The 17,688-nt window shown below is 62.7% G+C and carries 16 protein-coding genes and 1 riboswitch; of the genes, 7 read left to right on the top strand and 9 right to left on the bottom strand.

Features of this window, described 5'->3' with window-relative positions:
* Window positions 1-372: 372 nt before the first annotated feature.
* Complete coding sequence (ycfP, locus tag ACB031_RS03830) at window positions 373-912, top strand: alpha/beta hydrolase YcfP (RefSeq protein WP_005302119.1); 540 nt, start codon at window positions 373-375, stop codon at window positions 910-912.
* A 78-nt stretch (window positions 913-990) separates the two neighbouring features.
* Window positions 991-2,283, top strand: coding sequence for an NAD(P)/FAD-dependent oxidoreductase (locus tag ACB031_RS03825; protein ID WP_211029923.1), 1,293 nt, complete (start codon window positions 991-993; stop codon window positions 2,281-2,283).
* 91 nt (window positions 2,284-2,374) lie between these two features.
* Here the strand turns inward: ACB031_RS03825 and ACB031_RS03820 are convergent, their stop codons facing one another.
* Genes ACB031_RS03820 through ACB031_RS03810 form a run of 3 tightly spaced genes read right to left on the bottom strand, consistent with a single transcriptional unit; the run spans window position 2,375 to window position 5,443 of the window.
* Entirely contained in the window at window positions 2,375-3,175 is an 801-nt protein-coding gene (locus ACB031_RS03820) for a hypothetical protein (protein WP_017778852.1), read from the bottom strand.
* Window positions 3,176-3,220: 45 nt separating this feature from the next.
* The gene (locus tag ACB031_RS03815; RefSeq protein WP_017778853.1) at window positions 3,221-4,300 is read right to left on the bottom strand and encodes an HBL/NHE enterotoxin family protein; all 1,080 of its coding nucleotides are present in this window, start codon (window positions 4,298-4,300) and stop codon (window positions 3,221-3,223) included.
* A gap of 24 nt (window positions 4,301-4,324) precedes the next feature.
* Window positions 4,325-5,443, bottom strand: a complete 1,119-nt coding sequence (locus ACB031_RS03810; protein WP_371139037.1) for a hypothetical protein — start codon at window positions 5,441-5,443, stop codon at window positions 4,325-4,327.
* A gap of 434 nt (window positions 5,444-5,877) precedes the next feature.
* Here ACB031_RS03810 and ACB031_RS03805 point away from each other — a divergent pair, with 434 nt between their 5' ends.
* The 3 genes from ACB031_RS03805 (at window position 5,878) to ACB031_RS03795 (ending at window position 8,314) form a co-directional block, all read left to right on the top strand.
* Complete coding sequence (locus tag ACB031_RS03805) at window positions 5,878-6,195, top strand: heavy metal-binding domain-containing protein (RefSeq protein WP_005302101.1); 318 nt, start codon at window positions 5,878-5,880, stop codon at window positions 6,193-6,195.
* Between the two features lie 168 nt (window positions 6,196-6,363).
* A complete protein-coding gene (locus ACB031_RS03800; RefSeq protein WP_213343582.1) occupies window positions 6,364-7,125 on the top strand; it encodes an ABC transporter substrate-binding protein in 762 nt (253 codons plus the stop codon).
* Window positions 7,126-7,300: 175 nt separating this feature from the next.
* The gene (locus tag ACB031_RS03795; protein WP_279484199.1) at window positions 7,301-8,314 is read left to right on the top strand and encodes an LD-carboxypeptidase; all 1,014 of its coding nucleotides are present in this window, start codon (window positions 7,301-7,303) and stop codon (window positions 8,312-8,314) included.
* A gap of 89 nt (window positions 8,315-8,403) precedes the next feature.
* Here ACB031_RS03795 and ACB031_RS03790 read toward each other — a convergent pair whose 3' ends face one another.
* Window positions 8,404-10,665: an LTA synthase family protein gene (locus tag ACB031_RS03790; protein WP_279484200.1), complete on the bottom strand. Its 2,262-nt coding sequence runs from the start codon at window positions 10,663-10,665 to the stop codon at window positions 8,404-8,406.
* Window positions 10,666-10,919: 254 nt separating this feature from the next.
* On the opposite strand from ACB031_RS03790, the gene ACB031_RS03785 reads away from it, so the two are divergent.
* Window positions 10,920-12,008 (top strand): hypothetical protein, encoded by a 1,089-nt coding sequence (locus ACB031_RS03785; protein ID WP_139724091.1) that lies wholly within the window; start codon window positions 10,920-10,922, stop codon window positions 12,006-12,008.
* A gap of 89 nt (window positions 12,009-12,097) precedes the next feature.
* Here ACB031_RS03785 and lysC read toward each other — a convergent pair whose 3' ends face one another.
* Window positions 12,098-13,450: a lysine-sensitive aspartokinase 3 gene (gene lysC / locus ACB031_RS03780; protein WP_017786787.1), complete on the bottom strand. Its 1,353-nt coding sequence runs from the start codon at window positions 13,448-13,450 to the stop codon at window positions 12,098-12,100.
* An 89-nt stretch (window positions 13,451-13,539) separates the two neighbouring features.
* Window positions 13,540-13,764: riboswitch (Lysine riboswitch) on the bottom strand.
* Between the two features lie 107 nt (window positions 13,765-13,871).
* Window positions 13,872-15,200, bottom strand: a complete 1,329-nt coding sequence (gene argA / locus ACB031_RS03775) for an amino-acid N-acetyltransferase (protein ID WP_005302082.1) — start codon at window positions 15,198-15,200, stop codon at window positions 13,872-13,874.
* Window positions 15,201-15,458: 258 nt separating this feature from the next.
* On the opposite strand from argA, the gene msrA reads away from it, so the two are divergent.
* On the top strand, window positions 15,459-16,091 hold the full coding sequence (gene msrA / locus ACB031_RS03770) for a peptide-methionine (S)-S-oxide reductase MsrA (protein ID WP_005302079.1): 633 nt from the start codon (window positions 15,459-15,461) through the stop codon (window positions 16,089-16,091).
* Window positions 16,092-16,429: 338 nt separating this feature from the next.
* Here the strand turns inward: msrA and ACB031_RS03765 are convergent, their stop codons facing one another.
* The 3 genes from ACB031_RS03765 to ACB031_RS03755 are packed head-to-tail and all read right to left on the bottom strand — an operon-like array spanning window position 16,430 to window position 17,662.
* Entirely contained in the window at window positions 16,430-16,765 is a 336-nt protein-coding gene (locus ACB031_RS03765) for a DUF3802 family protein (RefSeq protein ID WP_005302076.1), read from the bottom strand.
* A 55-nt stretch (window positions 16,766-16,820) separates the two neighbouring features.
* Window positions 16,821-17,309, bottom strand: a complete 489-nt coding sequence (locus tag ACB031_RS03760) for a GNAT family N-acetyltransferase (protein ID WP_017764254.1) — start codon at window positions 17,307-17,309, stop codon at window positions 16,821-16,823.
* The gene (locus ACB031_RS03755) at window positions 17,306-17,662 is read right to left on the bottom strand and encodes an MmcQ/YjbR family DNA-binding protein (RefSeq protein ID WP_005302071.1); all 357 of its coding nucleotides are present in this window, start codon (window positions 17,660-17,662) and stop codon (window positions 17,306-17,308) included. Before ACB031_RS03755 ends, ACB031_RS03760 begins: the two co-directional genes overlap by 4 nt.
* Window positions 17,663-17,688: the final 26 nt, after the last annotated feature.

Raw genomic sequence — 17,688 nt, 5'->3', positions numbered from 1 at the left:
GGCCACGTAGACGAAGGTCGCCTTCGCGCTGCATCGCAGGAGGAGTGCAGGAACCGTGCTCGGTTGGCATGAATGTGGGTCTGTTGGCCCTGTCTGTGGGTATTTTTGCAGGCGGGATCACGCTTGCACACGCTGATGGCTGCCAATCGTTTTCCTGCCGGCAGGGGAGGGCTGTCAGATTGGTAGCCCGGTTATCATTTCGGTCGGTCTGGCTCTCAGATTGATAGTCGGCGCTGTGCCGGCCCCGCCGCTCTGGTTTCATCAGCAACAGAGGGCGTGATCCAAAGCAAGAAAGTTGGATGTTTTGGTGGCGCAGGGCCCTGCCGCTGGGGTAGTTTCGATAAAACCGACACAGATCCTGAGGTCTTATCCATGATCATCTATCTGCATGGCTTCGATGCCACCAGCCCCGGCAATCACGAGAAAGTGCTGCAGTTGCAGTTTATCGATGATGATGTACGTTTCGTGCACTACAGCACGGTTCACCCCCGTCATGACATGAGCCACCTGCTCAAGGAAGTGAAGAAGCAGCTCGACATGAGTACCGATCCCAAGCCCCTCATCTGCGGGGTGGGACTGGGTGGCTACTGGAGCGAGCGCATCGGCTTTCTGTGCGGCATCAAGCAGGTGATCTTCAACCCCAACCTGCACCCCGAGATCAACATGCAGGGCAAGATCGACCGGCCGGAAGAGTACGAAGATATCGGCACCAAATGTGTGTCTGAGTTTCGTAGTAAAAATTCAGGAAATTGCCTCTGCATCCTTTCCGTTCAGGATGAAGTGCGCGATAATGGCGAAACTGAGCGTGAATTGAAGAATTATTACAACATCGTGTGGGATGAACGAGAGACGCACAAGTTCAAGAACATCTCTCATCACCTGCAGCAGATGAAGGCTTTCAAAGAAGCCTGATTGATCGTCACGTCATGGATTCAACTATCAAGGGAGCCGATGGCTCCCTTCGCTTTAATGGAACCGAGGTAATTAACCATGACCAATATTGTTGTCGTCGGCGGCGGTGCCGGCGGTCTGGAGCTGGCTACCAGCCTGGGCCGCAAGCTGGGCAAGAAGAACAAGGCCAAGATCACCCTGGTTGATCGCAACCGCACCCACCTGTGGAAACCCCTGTTGCACGAAGTGGCCACCGGCTCCATGGACGCGGGCATCGACGCCCTGAGCTACCAGTCCCACGCCAAGAACCACGGCTTCGACTTCCAGCTGGGGACCCTGACCGACATCAAGCGCGACGAGAAACGCATCGTGCTGGCGAAGATCGTCGACGAGAACGGCGACATCGTGGTCAACGAGCGCGAGCTGCCCTACGACTACCTGGTGATGGCCATCGGTTCCGTCTCCAACGACTTCAACACCAAGGGCATCAAGGATCACTGCATCTTCCTGGACAGCCCCTCCCAGGCGCATCGTTTCCACAACAGCATGATGAACCGCTTCCTGCAGTTCGCCACCGAGTACCAGCCGGGCGACAAGGTGAAGATTGCCATCGTCGGCGGCGGCGCCACCGGCGTCGAGCTCTCTGCCGAGCTCTACAACGCGGTGGAGCAGCTCTACGCCTACGGCTTCAAGAACCTGACCACCGACAGCCTGAAGGTGACCCTGGTGGAAGCGGGCCCCCGCATCCTGCCGGCGCTGCCGGAACGCATCAGCGGCGCCGCCCATCAGGAGCTGGTCAAGCTCGGCGTGGACGTGCGTACCGCCACCATGATCACCGAAGCGACAGCCGAAGGTCTGCACACCAAGGATGGCGAGCTGATTGAAGCGGACCTGATGGTGTGGGCGGCCGGTATCAAGGCGCCGGACTTCATGAAGGATATTGCCGGTCTTGAGACCAACCGCATCAACCAGCTGGTGGTGAAAGAGACCCTGCAGACCACCCGCGACGAGAACATCTTCGTCATCGGTGACTGCGCCGCCTGCCCGCAGCCGGACGGCAAGTTCGTGCCGCCGCGCGCCCAGTCCGCCCACCAGATGGCGACCCAGGCGTTCAAGAACATCCTGGCCAAGATGAACGGCGGCGAGCTCAAGCCCTACCTCTACCACGACCACGGTTCGCTGGTGTCCCTGAGCCGCTTCTCCACCGTGGGCAGCCTGATGGGCAACCTGATGCGCGGTTCCATGATGGTGGAGGGCTATATCGCCCGTCTGGTCTACATCTCGCTCTACCGGATGCACCAGATTGCCCTGCACGGCTACATCAAGACCGGCCTCATCATGCTGGTGGGCCGCATCAACCGGGTGCTGCGCCCGACCCTGAAGCTGCACTAAGCAGCCTGGGGCAAACGTGGCGGGGCGACAATGGTCCCGCGCACCATGAAAAAGGAGAGGCCTTGGCCTCTCCTTTTTTGTTGCGGTCGTATCAGGAGGCGTCCACCTGCAGGGTGCGCACCTCGGTGAGGGCGGCGGTGAAGAAGAGCCGCGCCAGTTCCGGATCCCCTTGCCCGGCATCGCGGGCGACGTTGGCAATGTCGCCGCCGAGCAGGGTGATGGTGTTGCCCACCTTGCTCACCCGATCGATGAGGGAGCCAAATTGCTGGGAAAACGCCGTCGTCTGGCCGAGGAAGCCCTGCTGGCGCTGGATCTGCCCCTCGATCTGGTTCACCTGTCCTTCCAGGCTGCTCACCTTGTTCTGGGTCTGCGTCAGGGTGACGGCCAGAGCGATGAGGCCAGGCAGCCCCAGCAGTCCCAGCCCCAGCAGGTAGAGCTTCTTCTTGTTGAGGGAGTCCAGCTCCTGACGAGCGCCGGCCAGGTTGGACTGCAGCCCGGCGATGGTTGCCTGCAGCTCCACGCCGATCCGCTGCAACGCTATGTTGTCCTGCGTGATGCGATCGTTGGCCGCCTGGCTGGCAGTCAGGGTCTGGGCGGTCAGGGTCTGGATGGGGGTTATCTCCTGCTGGACCTGATCGACAAACGCCTTGAGGGCGTCGGGGTTGAAGGGGCCGGTATTGGCCAGCTGCTGGGTCAGTTGCGTCTCCAGGCGGCCAGCAAACGCCAGCACCTGCTGCTGCATGGTTTGCACCTGAGGCAGCAGGGCCGCGACCACCTCACCGACGTTCTGCTGAATGTTGACGGCGTTTTGCGGCAGACCGGTGAAGGACTGAATGGTCGCTTCGGCCTGCTGCATGTTGGCAATGGATTGGGAAAGAATGCCGTTGCTCATGGGGTCTCCTTATGAAAGAGGGCGGCCAGGCCGCCCTCCCGGGGGTTAGGCAGCCAGGCGCGCCACGAAGTTGGCGATGGTGTCGGTCTGCGGCACTTGCAGCGGGCTCACGCCGGCCATCTGGGCCTTGATGGTGGTCACGTCGGTGAGCACCGTCTTGACCGTGGTGTCGGCGGCGGTCAGCCAGAGCTGGCGGATGTCGTCGCCGCTGGTGATCCCCTTGTCCAGGTCGGTGATCAGGCTGCCCAGATCGGAGGTGAGGGCGTCCCAGGCGTTGCTCATCTGGGTGGCCGCGGTGACGGCGTTTTGCGCCTGCACCTGCAGCCCCTTGTAGCCGTTGCCGATCTGGGTGGCGATCAGTACCTCGCTGTTGAGGTTGCTGCGTTTCTGGTACAGATCCTGGCGGGTACCGAGGGAGTTGTGCAGCACGATGGCGCCAGCCGTGATGCCGCCGGCCCCGGCCACCATCATGGCGACCCCGCCGATGACCACCGGGGTCGAGGTGCCGGCGGTGACGAAGTCGGCCACGGCGCCGATGGCGGTGACGAAGGCGCCGCCAATCACCAGCAGCCCCCCGGCGACGATGCCAGCGATGGCGCCGTCGATGGCCGCGTTCACCTTGTCGATGTCACCGTTGAGCTGGGCGAGTACCCCGTTGTCCCCCTGCACCTTGCTGTTGAGGTTCACCACTATGCCCTGGAAGTTGCTGGAGTCGGTGATGAGGTTGTTGTTGAGATTGACGATCACCAGCCGGGTGTCGGCGGAGAGCCGTTGATACTCGCTGGCCTGCTCCTTGATGACGCTCAGTTGCCTGAGCCATTGCGCCTTGGTGGAGCCGGGCGGCAGCACGGCCGGAATGGCGTTTTGCAGGGCAAAGTAGTTGGAGATGTTGCTGATGTTGGTGATGATCTGCGGCTGGACGGTATTGAGATAGAGGTCGGCGTGCCCCTTCGCCAGATCGAGCCCCTGGTTGATCTGGGTCTGGTTGTCCTTGAGGTTCGGGAACTGGCTGAAGTCCACCGGCACCTGCTGCTTGACGCTGTTGCAGTAGGTCTGGATTTGCAGGGCCTGGGAAGCCTGGTTGGCCATACCCTGGTCCATGGTGATGGTTGTTGCGTTGGTCATTTGGCGTGTCCTTGCGTGGTGGGATTAAGCGTCGGGCAGGATGCCGTTGCCGGCGTAGGCTGCCTTGATGTCGTCAACCTGGCCTGCGAGCAGCAGCCAGGACTGGGTGTTGAGCGCCACGGTGCGCCGCAGCTGGCGCACGTCGTCGGGGCTGTTGAGGTCGGCGACCACGGGTACCGCCCCTTGGTAGGCGTCGGCCACCTTCTGCCAGCCAGCAGGCAGCTGGGTGACGGCATCGGCAACCCGGCTGTAGGTGTCGACAAACAGCTGGTTTTGCGCCTGCACCGACTTGGCCACGGTCAGCAGGGTGTTGGTGGCGGCCAGCGCCTGGTAGGCCTCGGCCAGTTTGTCGGTGTTGGTCTTGAGCTCGCGGGCTGCCAGGCTGGATCCGGCAATGCCCGATGAGATCGCCTTGAGACCGGAGACCATGTACTGGGTCTGCTGGTCTGTCTGTTTGGCTATCTCCTGCGAGGTGGCGGGTTTGGCCCCCTTGTCGGCCGGTTTCTGTTCCAGCGTCAGCGAGGTGACGATGGCCCGCCCCAACTGGTTGACCCCTTCACCGGCCTTGCCACCCTCATCGACGATGGCCTGGATATTGGCGGCAATCGCCTGGTTGAGGGCATCAATGATCTCGGTCTGGCGCTTGGCGTCGGCCATCAGATCCTGCTCGAGCTGGGTGATGACGCCATTGAACTGCTCCATCAGGGGGCGCAGGGATCCCCAGGCCACCTGCACGCGGGTATTGAGTGCCTGGGCATTGAGCCGGTAGCTCAGGGCCTGATCGGCGAGAGACGTCAGCTGCTCGGCCAGCCGGGCGCGCCCCGCGAGCACGGCGGCGTCTTCTTCCTGGCCAAGCAGGCGATTGAACGCGGCGACCAGGGCGTAGAAGTTGGAGCCGTTGCTCAGCAGGTGGATGAGGCCGGACAGGTTGGTCTGCTGGTAGTAGCGTGCCTGACTCATCATCTGGGCCTGGTAGGCCTCGATTTTGACCGCGAGGGTGGAGTCGATCTCGCTGTTGGCCAATGACTGCTGCATCAACAACAAGTTCGCATAGGTCTGGTTGAGCAGGGCGGGCGAGGTCGCCGACAGGTAGGCTGCCAGCAGACCCTGATCCCCCAGCTCCAGGGTGGCGATCGTGGTCATGACATGCTCCCCATAGCGGTGTCGGCGAGCTGGCTGGCGGGGGAACATACCCCCGGTGCGAGGATGGGGTGAGGTAGTCGGGTATCCTGCTGCATCATGCTGCTCTCCTCGTGAGAAGTGGGTCTGTCTCCGGTTCATGGCCGGGACAGACTCACCCTAGGGAAAGGCAAAATTGGCCACAACTGACACTTTTATCACTTGATGTTTGAGCCGGATCGGCTAATGAAAGGGGCTGTCGGAGCAGGCCATGCGACTGCTCGATGTCGCCTTTCGTCGTTGAATATGGATAGGTGCCACGTCGTCGACGCGCACGGGATCCGTGCTGGCAGGCCCGCGCCGCCATGCTCCGCTAGGGGCGAACCGGGTCTCCCTGCTTGCCTGGCCACCCTCGCTGTTTTAGGCTGTCCCCCAGTTCAATCCACAAGGAAACCCAGATGATCCTCTCAACTACCCCCACCCTGGAAGGCAAGACCATTCGCGAGTACCGCGGCATCGTGGTGGGTGAAGCCATTCTCGGCGCCAACGTGTTCAAGGATCTGTTTGCCGGGATCCGCGACATCATCGGCGGCCGCGCCGGCGCCTATGAGAAAGAGCTGGCCCGGGCCCGGGAAATCGCCTTCGACGAGCTCAGGGAGCGCGCCGCGGCGCTGGGTGCCAATGCGGTGGTCGGCATCGACATCGACTACGAGGTGGTGGGGCAAAGCGGCAGCATGCTGATGGTCAGCATCAGCGGGACCGCCGTGTTGGTCTGACGCCTTGATGCCATGAAAAAACCGGCAACCTGCTGCCGGTTTTTTATTGCGCTCTTCCCAGCGGATGGGGGATGCCAGCGCCCTGACATGCACCTGTCCGCCAGCCTGTATTGTGTGGTTCGCATCCGCAATACTCATGACAAGAGGGATTGGGTTGAGGATGCAATCATGTTCCATATTCTGCGCTGGATATTGCTGTGGTGCTGGCTGGGGAGCGCCATGGGGGCCACCATTCAGGCGGTGACGGAGGAGCTCCCCCCATACAACTATCGGGACAAGGACGGCCAGGTGACGGGGCTGTCGGTGGATCTGCTCAAGCGAATGCTGGAGGTCAGCGGCATCGGGCTCGACCGCAAGGGCATCCAGCTCCTGCCCTGGGCGCGGGCCTATCAGATGGCGCAGTATGACCCCAATACCGTCATCTTCAGCATGATAAGGCTGCCCGAGCGCGAGGCGCTCTTTCATTGGGTTGGCCCTATCGGGCCTCGCGTCACCTGGGTATATCGCCTGGCAAAACGCGACGATGTGGTGGGCCATCAGCTGGCTGACCTGGCCCCCTGGCGGATCGCGGTGGTACGCGACTCGGCGCTGGCCATCGAGCTGGCGGAGAAAGGGCTCAATCTGGTGCTGGTGCACGACGAAGACGACAAGTTTCGCATGCTGCTGCGCGGCAGGGCCGACGTCGCGCCAGCCATGCAGATGGGGGCCGCCTACCACATAGAGACCTTGGGCCATCACTACTCGGAGTTTGTCCCCATGTTTGAGTTTCAGGAGACCAAGTCGTTCTATTTTGCCTTCAGCCGCAACACGGATGCCGTCATTATCGAAGGCCTGCGGGCGGCGCTGGAGCAGATGCACCGCGATGGCTCCTTTGACGAGATAAGCCAGGCATGGGGGCGTCGCTTCTGGGTTCAGCCGGCGGGCAAGTGAGCCGCGCTATCTCCCATGCGGGTCTCGACTTCGTGATCACCAGCCGGGTGGCGTCGGTTATTACCTGAACAGCCATCTTTTCTTGGTGCCTTGATGGCCATCTAATGGCTATTATGAGTCCTTTGTTGTGGCTGCCATGCCCTGGATGGCCAGATCTGGAACAGGACCGTTTGCGATGACGATACTCAAGCCGCCGGGGCTCAAGCCTGGCGATACCATCGGCTTTTTCTCCCCCTCCAGTGCGGCCACCGCCTGGGCGCCAAACCGCTTTGCCCGTGCCGGGGCGTTTCTGGAAGGGCAGGGCTTCAGACTCAAGGCGGGCAGCCTCACCGGCCAGCGCGATCACTGGCGCTCCGGCTCCATCGCCGCCCGGGCTGCCGAGCTCAATGCCCTCATTCGCGATCCAGAGGTGCGCTGCATCATGTCGGTGATTGGCGGCAGCAACTCCAACTCCCTGCTGCCCTATCTCGATTTTGATGCGCTCATGCGCGACCCCAAAATCATCATTGGCTACTCCGATGTGACGGCCCTGCTGCTCGGCATTCATGCCCGCACCGGCCTGGTCACCTTCTACGGACCGGCGCTGGTGGCCTCTTTTGGCGAGCTCTCGCCGCTGGTGGACGAGACCCTGGCGGGTTTTCGCCAGATCTGCCAGGCCAGTGGCGCCGCCGTGCCTCACACAGTGCCGACCCCGGCGCAATGGACCGAGGAGCGGCTTGACTGGGAGCAGCAGAGCCGGGCCAAGCAGTGCCGGCCAAACCGGCTGATCTCGGTGGGCACAGGTCGGGTGCGGGGCCGGCTCATTGGCGGCAACCTCAACACCCTGGCGGGGATCTGGGGCTCCCCCTATATGCCGGCCATCGAGCGAGGTGACATTCTGCTGCTGGAAGACAGTCTTCATCTGGCAGAGACGGTGGAGCGCTCGTTTGCCCACCTCAAGCTGTGCGGGGTGTTTGATCGCATCGGCGCCCTGGTGCTCGGCAAACACGAGCTGTTCGACAGTCAGGGCAGCGGCCGGCGGCCGCTCGACATCCTGCTGGAGGTGGTGGGGGAGCCGACCTTCCCCATTCTGGCGGAGTATGACTGCGCCCACACCCACCCCATGCTGACCCTGCCCCTTGGCATCGAGGCCGAACTGGATCTCGATGCCCAGAGTCTCACCCTGTGCGAGTCCTGGCTCGGCGAGTGAGTTCGCACCGCCTGCCATAGTCGCATCGGCACATAGACAAAGAGGTCGCCTGGGCGACCTCTTTGTCATCTATCCCATTGCTACGGGGCTCAAGGCAGGGCGTCGGGCCGGAAGCTGGCGCGGATCTGCGGCACCAGGGGTGAGACGTCGAATCCCTTCTCCTCTCCCAGCACGGGATGAAGCAGGGCCTGATCCGGGAGAGGGGTCATGTCACCCGCCAGCAGCTGACGGGTGGCCTGGCCCATCTGATAGAGCTGGCGCACCGGGTCGAACTGGGTCGCCAGATTGAGGGCGTCATCGGCGCGGGCAAAGGCCATCATGGGGATCTGGTAGCTGGCATCGCGGGGTGGCTTGTCACCGTGGATGCCCTTGCCGGCCGACATCAGGAATGGTTGGTGATCGCCAAAAGCCACCACCAGGTAGCGTTTGCCTGAGCGATCCAGGCTGGTCAGCAGGTGCTCCAGCGATGCCATGGCATCCACCACGCCGGTGTAGTAGGTGTTGAGCAGCTGGCGGTCGGCCTCGCTCTGATCCGGGCAGGCCTTGTCGAGCTGCTGGGCCTGGTAGCGATCCCCGTCGAAGGGGCCGTGCCCCTGCATGGTGACCGCGTAGGCAAACAGCGGCTGCTCATCCTGCTCGCTGCGCTTGAGCAGGTGGTCGATGAGGGCATCATCCGAGATATAGAGCCCCTTATGTTCGAGCGTGGTGAAACGGTTGTCGAACCAGCGCTCCTCATAGCCAAGGGCCGGGATCGCCTTGGCGCGGCCCCAGAACTTTTCCACATAGGGGTGGGCAAACAGGGTCCGGTAGCCACTTTGTTTGGCACTCTGCGCCAGACCCGGCACCTGCTCCGAGAGGTAGTAGTAGGGCACCACCCCCTGCTTGAGCAGCCCCACTGGCAGGCCGGTGTTCATCTCGAACTCCGCAAGCACCGTCATGCCGCCGGTGGTGGGGGAGTGGATGGTCTTGTGCCACTGCTGCACGCTGGCCGGCAGGCTCAGGGTGGGCGGGGGCGCGCAGATCTTGCCCTGCCAGCCGAGCCAGAGGGATTCATATTGCAGCACGATCACCAGATCGAAGCGGGGCGTCTGGTTCAGGCTGACATGGCTGAGCTGGGGGGTGAACTCGTTGATCTGCAAGGGATAACGAAACACGCTGCCGCTTTGCAGCATCTCGTCCACCAGGTTGAACAGATAGAGGCCGGGCCCCGAGCGGATGATATCCCTGTGGTAGTTGACCGCCCTGTCCACGTAGCGAATGTTGGGCCCCAGCAGCTTGTTGCCGGTCTGGGTGGCAAACACGCACAGCGCAAAGAAGGCGGCGGTGGCGGCGGCGGTACGCAGCACCCAGCGCGACAGGGCGAAGCGCCAGCACAAGAAGAGGGCGAGTGCACCGCCCAGCAGCGGCAGCACAGGGTGCTGCTCCAGCAGGATGCGCAGCAGCGCCACCAGGTTGCCGAGATCGTCCCCCCCGAGCGGTACCCCGTAGATGGCGATCTTCATGAAATTCGCCAAGAGGCCGATGCCGGAGAGGGCGGTAAACACCAGCCCCATATAGAGGTTGAAACCCGCCAGCGCGCAGAGGCTCCAGCCCAGCACCATGCTGCCCCAGGCGAGGTAGTAGTGCTCGGGACGAAAGCCTGACCAGAGCAGAAATTCCCCCAGCTTGAACACCACGAAGCCGTGCAGCAGCACGAAGGTGAGGTTGCCGAGCAGCAGGCTGCCGGCGATGCGCCAGCGCAGATTGCGCCTGAGGGTGGGCAGCACCACCTTCAGCACGGCGGCGCTCAGGGCCAGCACCAGCAGCAGGCTGGTGCAGAGATAGGTGAGGTTGAAACCCCGCTCCGGCAGGGTCTGCAGGATCTGGCTGAACTCGCCGCTCTCGGGCCTCTCCTTGAGCAGCAGGCCGATCCGCAGCTGATAGCGGCTGGCCAGGGCGTCGTCGGGGGCACGCAGGGTGCTGTTGAGATCCAGGGTGCAGCGCCCCTTGCGGCACTGTTGGCGCTTGTCCACCGGCTGGCTCAGCTGATCGATGCGCTCGCCCCTGTCGTTGAGCAGCTCCACCCTGACCTTGTCCCCCTCCTGCAGCGGCCCCCGCAGCTGCCACTGGCTGCGTACCACCAGATAGAGACCGCGGCTGTCGCTCTTGTAGAGCAGGGCATGGCGGGTGAGGGTGGCGATGGGATTGTCCGCCGGCCCCAGCACCAGCGGCTGGGCCCGGCCGAGCCAGCTGGCGGGATTGATCTGCGGCAGCAACAGGGTCAGCAACAGCAGCGCGGCCAGCATGCCCAGCAGCAGGGCGGGGAGACCGGAGACCCTGGCTGGCAAGCGCGCTGAAGTGGGGGCTTTCATATGGGCTCATCCTTTGAGCGAGTGACGGTGATGCATGGCTGCTGCATTTAATTTGACCCGATGGTGATGGGCTTGTTCCTTGTTGTCAATTTAATGACCAAACAATGAAGGTTGCGTGACAGTGGAGCCATGCAAACTGTGATCCCGATCCGGGGGGCACACTCATTCTGTGATGAAAGCGTCATCATGACGCTTTGCCGCTGGTCTGCTCCAGCCTTGCTGCTTAGTCTCTCAATATGGATGGAGGTACATGTATGAATCCCAAAGTAGCGGCACGTCAGGCAAGGTTGCTCCGCATGCTGGAGAGCAAGGAGGAGATCCGGATCGGGCGCGAGCAGGACTGTCCGCTCTCGGTGGCCCAGCTGGTGCGTCTCAAGGAGGATCATCCGGCCGTGCTCAAGGTCTATCGTCACGGCCTCACCGCCGAGGTGTTCCACCTCAAGGTGGAGGGACATCACTGGTGCCTGAAGCGGCGCCGGCACGACTCCCTGGTGGCCAACGTGGACGGCAGAACCGCCTTCCTGACCGAGCTGGAGCGCCGCCGGGAGATAGAGGCCCTGCGGGAGTTGCACCCCACCATCCTGGCCAACGTGGTCTGCACCAGCTTTGGCTCGGCCCGGGCCGGGGTGCTGGTCTCCCCCTGGCTGCGAGGCGTGCCGGTGCATGAGCTCAACGAGCGCAACCTGGCGCAGATGCTGGCGGTGCAGGCGGAGCTGGCCCACTGGGGCTGGTTCGACTGGGATCCGAGCCCCGGCAACCTGCTGGACGACGGCCAGCAGATCAGCGTGTTCGACTTTGGCTACATGTGGCCCTTCGATCCTCGCCATGAATTCAACTCCAACGGCCTCACCGATCCCGGTTTTCATGTCCCTGAACGGTTGGAGACCCGCACCCTCTCGGGTCTCTGGCTCGACGAGCCGGATCCGCTGCCGCAGTTTCGCTACTGGCGCGGCCTGTGCGTCAATTGGGCGCAGCGGGAGCTGCAGCACCTGACTCGGGAGGGGGCGAGTGCGCCGGTGCTGGCCCGCTTGCAGGGGCTGCTGGGCGAGTGGCGATCGGCGCTCGCCAGCGAAGAGGCGCTCGCCGCCAACTGGTGGCGCGACATGTATCGCAGCCACCGGCTCGACATTGCCGACGATCTCAGCGGCAAGAGCTGTGGCCCGCTCACCCTGCGCCGGCTCGACTGGCTGGAGCAGGCTGTGACCGAACATTACGCCGAACTGGCGGACAACCTGGGCCCCGACGAGGCGGGGCTGGATCAGGGGGCGCTGCTGAGCCGGCTGGAAGGGCTGCGCGAGGAGATCCGGGCCAACCTGCTGCCGGCGCTGACTACGGCGGGCTAGGGGCGCTCGACTCTCTCATCCCAAAATCACCCTATATAAAAAGAGGGGCCCGGCGGCCCCTCTGTTGATCCTGGCGAGCTGTCTGCCCCTTAGTCGAGCAGCTCCTGATGGAGGCGGTTGACGATGTGGCCCGCCTCGTCCTCCTTGACCAAAAAGCAGAGGTTGTGGGCGCTGGCGCCGTAACAGATCATGCGAATGTTGTGTTCGCGAATGGCGTCAAAGACCTGACTGCCCACCCCGACCGCCTCGCTCATCCGGTTGCCGATGAGCGCCACCAGCGCCAGCCCTGTCTCCACCTGCACCTTGCACAGCTGGCCGAGCTCCGCCAGCACCTTGTCATTGAGGATGGGTTCGCCGTTGCTCTGGCTGCCGGTGTGATCCAGGGTCAGCGACACGCTCACCTCGGAGGTGGTGATGAGATCCACCGAGATGCGATGGCGGGCCAGGATGCCAAACACCTCGGCCAGGAAACCGTAGGCGTGGAACATGTTGAGGCTGTGCAGGGTCACCAGCACCTGGTTGCGGCGCAGGGCCACGGCGCGAAACAGCGGATTGGTGCGGGTGCTGGCGCGGATCCAGGTACCGCCGGCGGCCGGATCCTTGGCAGAGCCGACAAACACCGGAATGTCGCGGCGTACCGCCGGCTGCAAGGTGGCCGGGTGCAGCACCTTGGCGCCGAAGGTGGCCATCTCGGCCGCCTCCACGAAGCTGATTTCGGGGATGGGGCGGGCGCGGGTAACCAGGCGCGGATCCGTGGTGTAGATGCCGGGCACGTCGGTCCAGATCTCGATGGAGCCGGCATCGAGCGCCTCGGCCAGGAGGGCCGCGCTGTAGTCGGAGCCGCCGCGGCCCAGGGTGGTGGTGCGGCCATCGCCGTCGGCACCGATAAAGCCCTGGGTGATGATGAGGCTGTCGCCAAGCAGGGGGCCCAGCGTCTGCTGGCAGAGGTCACGGGTGGCGGCCAGATCCACGCTCGCCTTGCCAAAACGGCTGTCGGTGCGCAGCAGCTGGCGCACATCCTGCCAGCGGGCTTTGACGCCGCGCTGGCGCAGCAGCTCGGTAAAGAGGCGGGTAGACATCAGCTCGCCGCAGGCGATGAGCCTGTCAGCCAGCTCGGCATCGGTACGCAGATGGGCCTGGCGCGCCATGGTGCGGATCTCGTCGAGCTGGTCGTGGATCTGGGCACTCACGTCGCCCGGGTGGCCAAGGTCGGCCAGAATGGCCTGCTGGATCTCGCTCAGTCTGGTCAGTTGCGCCTCCTGGCCCGCCTCGTCCAGATCGCCCTGGGCCAGTGCCACCAGCAGGTTGGTGACGCCGGCGCTGGCGCTCAGTACCACCACCCGGGTGGCCGGGTTGGCCAGCACCACATCGGCACAGTTGTTCATGGCTGCCGCGTTGGCGACGCTGGTTCCGCCAAACTTGGCGACATTGATCGGGCTCATTGCTTACTCCTGTCTTAATATGAAAATCCGGTTCCATCGGGCAAAAAGAGAGGAGGAGGCTGAAAATGGCAGGAATGATCGAAACTATCCCGGCCAGAAGCACTCCACCCGCAGAGCCCATCCCGTACCCGCCTCTGACGGGGCGCGGTGGGGGATGACCACTACCGATGACAACCCGGGGGATTCAGCCCCCGCAGCCGACACTGAGGTATCCAGTTGCCTCAGATGTCTCGGCGCTGCTCCCCCTGACCCAAGTTCACCGGACACTGGTGTCCTCCCTCGGGCTGCCTGGGCAGCGCTCCTCTTCTGGCTCCACCAGGGCGGTGGAGTGCATTTAGAAATACCTTGCGTTGGATTGCACTGTCAATCGAGTTTGTGAAAAAGTTCAAAAAGTCAGCCAAGCCAACGCAAAATCAATGGGTTATACGATTGTCTTTGACAAAACCTTGGAGCGGCGCTGCCAGTTGTAGAGGCGCTGGCGCGCCACCGGCAGATCTTCCACCTCCAGCGGATCGAAGCCCCGCTCCCGGAACCAGTGGATGGAGCGGGTGGTGAGCACGAACAGGCGGCGGATGCCGAGCCGTTTGGCCCGCTCGGCCACCTTGGCCACCAGCTGATCCCCCCGGTTGGAGTTGCGGTAGTCGGGGTGGATGGCGACGCAGGCCATCTCCGCCATCGCCTCTTCCATGAAGCAGTAGAGCGCCGCGCAGCCGATGATGAGGCCGTCGCGCTCTATGATGGTGAACTTGTCTATTTCCATCTCCAACTGCTCGCGGGAGCGGCGTACCAGAATGCCTTCCTCCTCCAGCGGGCGGATGAGATCCAGGATGCCGCCGATGTCCTCGATGGTGGCGGCGCGCGCCTGCTCGGCGCTTTCCCGCACGATCTGGGTGCCGAGGCCGTCACGGCTGAACAGCTCCTGCAGCATGGCGCCGTCATCCTGATAGCTCACCAGATGGGAGCGAGGCACGCCGCCGCGGCAGGAGGCGATCGCCGCGCGCAGGTAGCGGGCGGTGCCGGACATCTCTTCCCCCGCCTGCTCCAGCTCCACCAGCAGCTCTTCGGCCTGTTCGGGGAAGAGCTCGGAGATGGCCTCGCCGTGGCGGTCCATCACCCCCTGGGTGCTGCTGAAACAGATGAGTTTGTCCGCTTTCAAATCCACCGCCACCCGGCGGGCCACCTCTTCCGAGCTCAGGTTGAAGCTCTCGCCGGTGACCGAGCAGCCGATGGGGGAGATGAGCACCAGGCTCTTCTGATCCAGCTGGCGGGTGATCCCCTCCACGTCGATGCGGCGTACCCGGCCGCTGTGGCAAAAATCGATACCGTCATCCACCCCGAGCGGCTGGGCGGTGACGAAGTTGCCGCTCACCACGCTGATGCGGGCACCCTGCATCGGTGTGTTGGCGAGCCCCATGGAGAGCTGGGCCGTGATGTCGTACTGCAAGCCGCCGCACACCTGCTTGATGATGGCGAAGCTCGCGTCATCGGTGACCCGGATGCGCTTGTGGTACTGGGCCTCGATGCCGGCGCGGGCCAGCGCCTCGTCGTTTTGCGGACGGGAGCCGAACACCAGTACCAGGCGAATGCCCAAGGTCTGCAGCAGGGCGATGTCGCTGACGATGTTGGCAAAATTGGGGTGGCAGAGGGCTTCCCCCCCCATCATCAGCACGAAGGTGGCACCTCTGTGCACATTGACGTAGGGGGTTGACTGCCGAAAGGCATAGACCAGGCTGGGTTCGCGTTCACGCACTTGAGGCTTCTTCCATAAAAAAACAGCAATGGGCTCAATATATGAAAATAAATGCACAAATCAAGATTAAATATTGATTTGGCATGATTTTGTCATCGCGGTGGTCAGGCAGGTCGAACGGTGGCGATACCAGGCGGGGCAAGGCGTCAGCGGTGTGGCGGTGCGCCTCAGGTTGATCCCGGCCCATAAACTGTTATCTTCGATATTCCTTTTCGTCAGCTGTGCGGTTGCACAGGTTTTTATACAAGGACAGGGTGCATGGAACAGATTATTTCGCCGGCAGACGCACTGCCGGGACGCCGCGAGGCGATGGTGATTGGCCAGCAGCATGCGGTCAATGGTCACCCGACTCAGGGCCCCTGGCCTGAAGGGATGGCGGTGGCCTGGTTTGGCATGGGCTGCTTCTGGGGCGTGGAGCGCCTGTTCTGGCAACAGCCAGGGGTCTACTCCACCGCTGCCGGTTATCAGGGTGGGGTGACCCAGAATCCCACCTACAAGGAGGTGTGCAGCGGATTGACCGGTCATGCCGAGACGGTGCAGGTGGTGTTTGATCCCAAGGTGATCAGTTACGGCGATCTGCTCAAGCTGTTCTGGGAGCAGCACGATCCGGCCCAGGGGATGCGCCAGGGCGGCGACATCGGCACCCAGTACCGCTCCGTCATCTTCTTCGGGGATGACACCCAGGAGGCCATCGCCCAGCAGAGTCTGGCCGCCTATCAGCAGGCGATGCTGGCCAGCGGCGACGGCCGCGCCATCACCACCCGCATTCTGCCGCTGGCCCCCTTCTATTACGCCGAGGATTACCATCAGCAATATCTGGAGAAAAATCCGGACGGGTATTGCGGTCTGGGTGGCATCGGCGTCTGCCTGCCACCGAGCCTCAACCGCTAGGTGAAGATGACGGGCATCTGTGACTCGTCATTGTTTGTGAAAAGAAAAAGGCCGCCTTTGCGGCCTTTTTATCGGGCTTTGTCAGGAGAGTGAAAAAAATCATAAAAAAATGTGTCATGGAGAGGAACTTATTCGAACCAGGCTTGCCCAACTTGGTAGCCACCATGGACGGCGGCCAAGACCAGACACATTTCTTGCCTCGAAATTCATAAAAGTCATTGAAAAACTTGATGAGTTGAAATGCTAGCAAGCAGGGCTGCCAATGAAGGCGGCCCTTTTCATTATCTGCGGTGCGAAAAATGGTGAGGGAGTGGCGACGCCGGCGTTCGCCACGGCGCTCAGCTGATGGCGCCGTCAAACAGGTTCTTGATGAGATCGATGAACTCTTCGAGGAAGGCTTTCTGCTCCGGGGTCGGGGCGCGCAGCCAGACGGCGGAGAGCACCTCTTCCAGATCGGCCACCACCGCATCGGCTTCCTGCATGATCACGAAGCGCAACTTGGGATCGAGCTGCGGATTCTGCTCGCAGATGGCCATCAGGTTGCCGGCCACCCGGCTGCTCACCAGATCTTCGATGGTCTGTTCACCACTGCTCTGTTGCTGGGTTTCAAACAGTCCCAGACTCTCCACCAGATACTCAATCAGGGCGATATAGCCTTCGCTTTCTACAACCATGGCGGCCTCAATCCTCAACAATACGGAAAAACTGTGCGTATTTTAGTGGCTGGACCTAGCTTGGCAAGCGACAGTGCAGGCGATAACGGATAAAACCGACGCCGCCGCGCTCCACGCTCTCCAATCCGGTCAGCTCAAAGCCATACCGTAAAAATAGCCCATAGCTGAAGGCGCTGGCCTCCGTCGTCAGCTGTTTGAGTCCGAGTCGTTGCGCCTCGGCGAGGGCCGCGGCCAGCAGCAGGCCGCCATAGCCAAGGCGCGGGTGATCGGCGCTCACATAGAGCAGGCTGAGGTGGCCATCCTGGCTCAGGGTGACGAAACCGAGCGGCTCGCCGCTTTGCTCCAGCACCCAGCCGTGGTGCTCACGCAACTGGCCGACAAAGCCGGGATGATGGGCGCCGAGGGCCCACTGCTCCACCTGCTCCGGGCTGTAGTGCTGCGGGCCTATCCTTCGCACCGACTGCTCGAACAGGGTGCAAAGGGCGGGGATGTGCTGCTCGTTCAGCCGGACGAGCCTGGGCTCTGCCGCCATGGCGGGGCTCATCGCTGGGGTGCCTGCGGGCGCTTGGCCTTGGGCAAACCGGCCACCACCCGCTCGTAGGAGTGATGCACCCAGCCCTGCCAGAGATCGTCGGCCAGGTCATCGCTGAAGGTGACCGTGTTCCAGTGTTGCTTGTTCATATGCCAGCCCGGTTTGACCTCGGGGTGGAGTTCGCGCAGCAGCAGGGCCAGCTCGGGTTCGCACTTGAGGTTCAGCCGCAGCGGTTCGGCCTGCCAGTCCAGCAGGGCAAACATCTTGCCGGCGATGCGATAGACCAGGATCTCTGGGCCGAAGGGGGTATCCTCCTGAGCGCCCGGCAGGGTCAGCAGAAAGGATCTCAAACGGGTCAACTCCATGGTCATGCTCCTGGCTGCTTGCGGTG

Source organism: Aeromonas sp. S8(2024), assembly GCF_041403085.1.
Taxonomy (GTDB): Bacteria; Pseudomonadota; Gammaproteobacteria; order Enterobacterales; family Aeromonadaceae; genus Aeromonas; species Aeromonas dhakensis.
Note: the sequence above shows the minus strand (reverse complement) of the source record. Positions and strands in the feature narration are given on the sequence as shown.

What these genes read in the sequence shown, in the direction of transcription:
- ycfP (WP_005302119.1), top strand. Translation starts at nt 373, where the DNA reads ATGATCATCTATCTGCATGGCTTCGATGCCACCAGCCCCGGCAATCAC.
- ACB031_RS03825 (WP_211029923.1), top strand. Translation starts at nt 991, where the DNA reads ATGACCAATATTGTTGTCGTCGGCGGCGGTGCCGGCGGTCTGGAGCTG.
- ACB031_RS03820 (WP_017778852.1), bottom strand. Translation starts at nt 3,175, where the DNA reads ATGAGCAACGGCATTCTTTCCCAATCCATTGCCAACATGCAGCAGGCC.
- ACB031_RS03815 (WP_017778853.1), bottom strand. Translation starts at nt 4,300, where the DNA reads ATGACCAACGCAACAACCATCACCATGGACCAGGGTATGGCCAACCAG.
- ACB031_RS03810 (WP_371139037.1), bottom strand. Translation starts at nt 5,443, where the DNA reads ATGACCACGATCGCCACCCTGGAGCTGGGGGATCAGGGTCTGCTGGCA.
- ACB031_RS03805 (WP_005302101.1), top strand. Translation starts at nt 5,878, where the DNA reads ATGATCCTCTCAACTACCCCCACCCTGGAAGGCAAGACCATTCGCGAG.
- ACB031_RS03800 (WP_213343582.1), top strand. Translation starts at nt 6,364, where the DNA reads ATGTTCCATATTCTGCGCTGGATATTGCTGTGGTGCTGGCTGGGGAGC.
- ACB031_RS03795 (WP_279484199.1), top strand. Translation starts at nt 7,301, where the DNA reads ATGACGATACTCAAGCCGCCGGGGCTCAAGCCTGGCGATACCATCGGC.
- ACB031_RS03790 (WP_279484200.1), bottom strand. Translation starts at nt 10,665, where the DNA reads ATGAAAGCCCCCACTTCAGCGCGCTTGCCAGCCAGGGTCTCCGGTCTC.
- ACB031_RS03785 (WP_139724091.1), top strand. Translation starts at nt 10,920, where the DNA reads ATGAATCCCAAAGTAGCGGCACGTCAGGCAAGGTTGCTCCGCATGCTG.
- lysC (WP_017786787.1), bottom strand. Translation starts at nt 13,450, where the DNA reads ATGAGCCCGATCAATGTCGCCAAGTTTGGCGGAACCAGCGTCGCCAAC.
- msrA (WP_005302079.1), top strand. Translation starts at nt 15,459, where the DNA reads ATGGAACAGATTATTTCGCCGGCAGACGCACTGCCGGGACGCCGCGAG.
- ACB031_RS03765 (WP_005302076.1), bottom strand. Translation starts at nt 16,765, where the DNA reads ATGGTTGTAGAAAGCGAAGGCTATATCGCCCTGATTGAGTATCTGGTG.
- ACB031_RS03760 (WP_017764254.1), bottom strand. Translation starts at nt 17,309, where the DNA reads ATGAGCCCCGCCATGGCGGCAGAGCCCAGGCTCGTCCGGCTGAACGAG.
- ACB031_RS03755 (WP_005302071.1), bottom strand. Translation starts at nt 17,662, where the DNA reads ATGGAGTTGACCCGTTTGAGATCCTTTCTGCTGACCCTGCCGGGCGCT.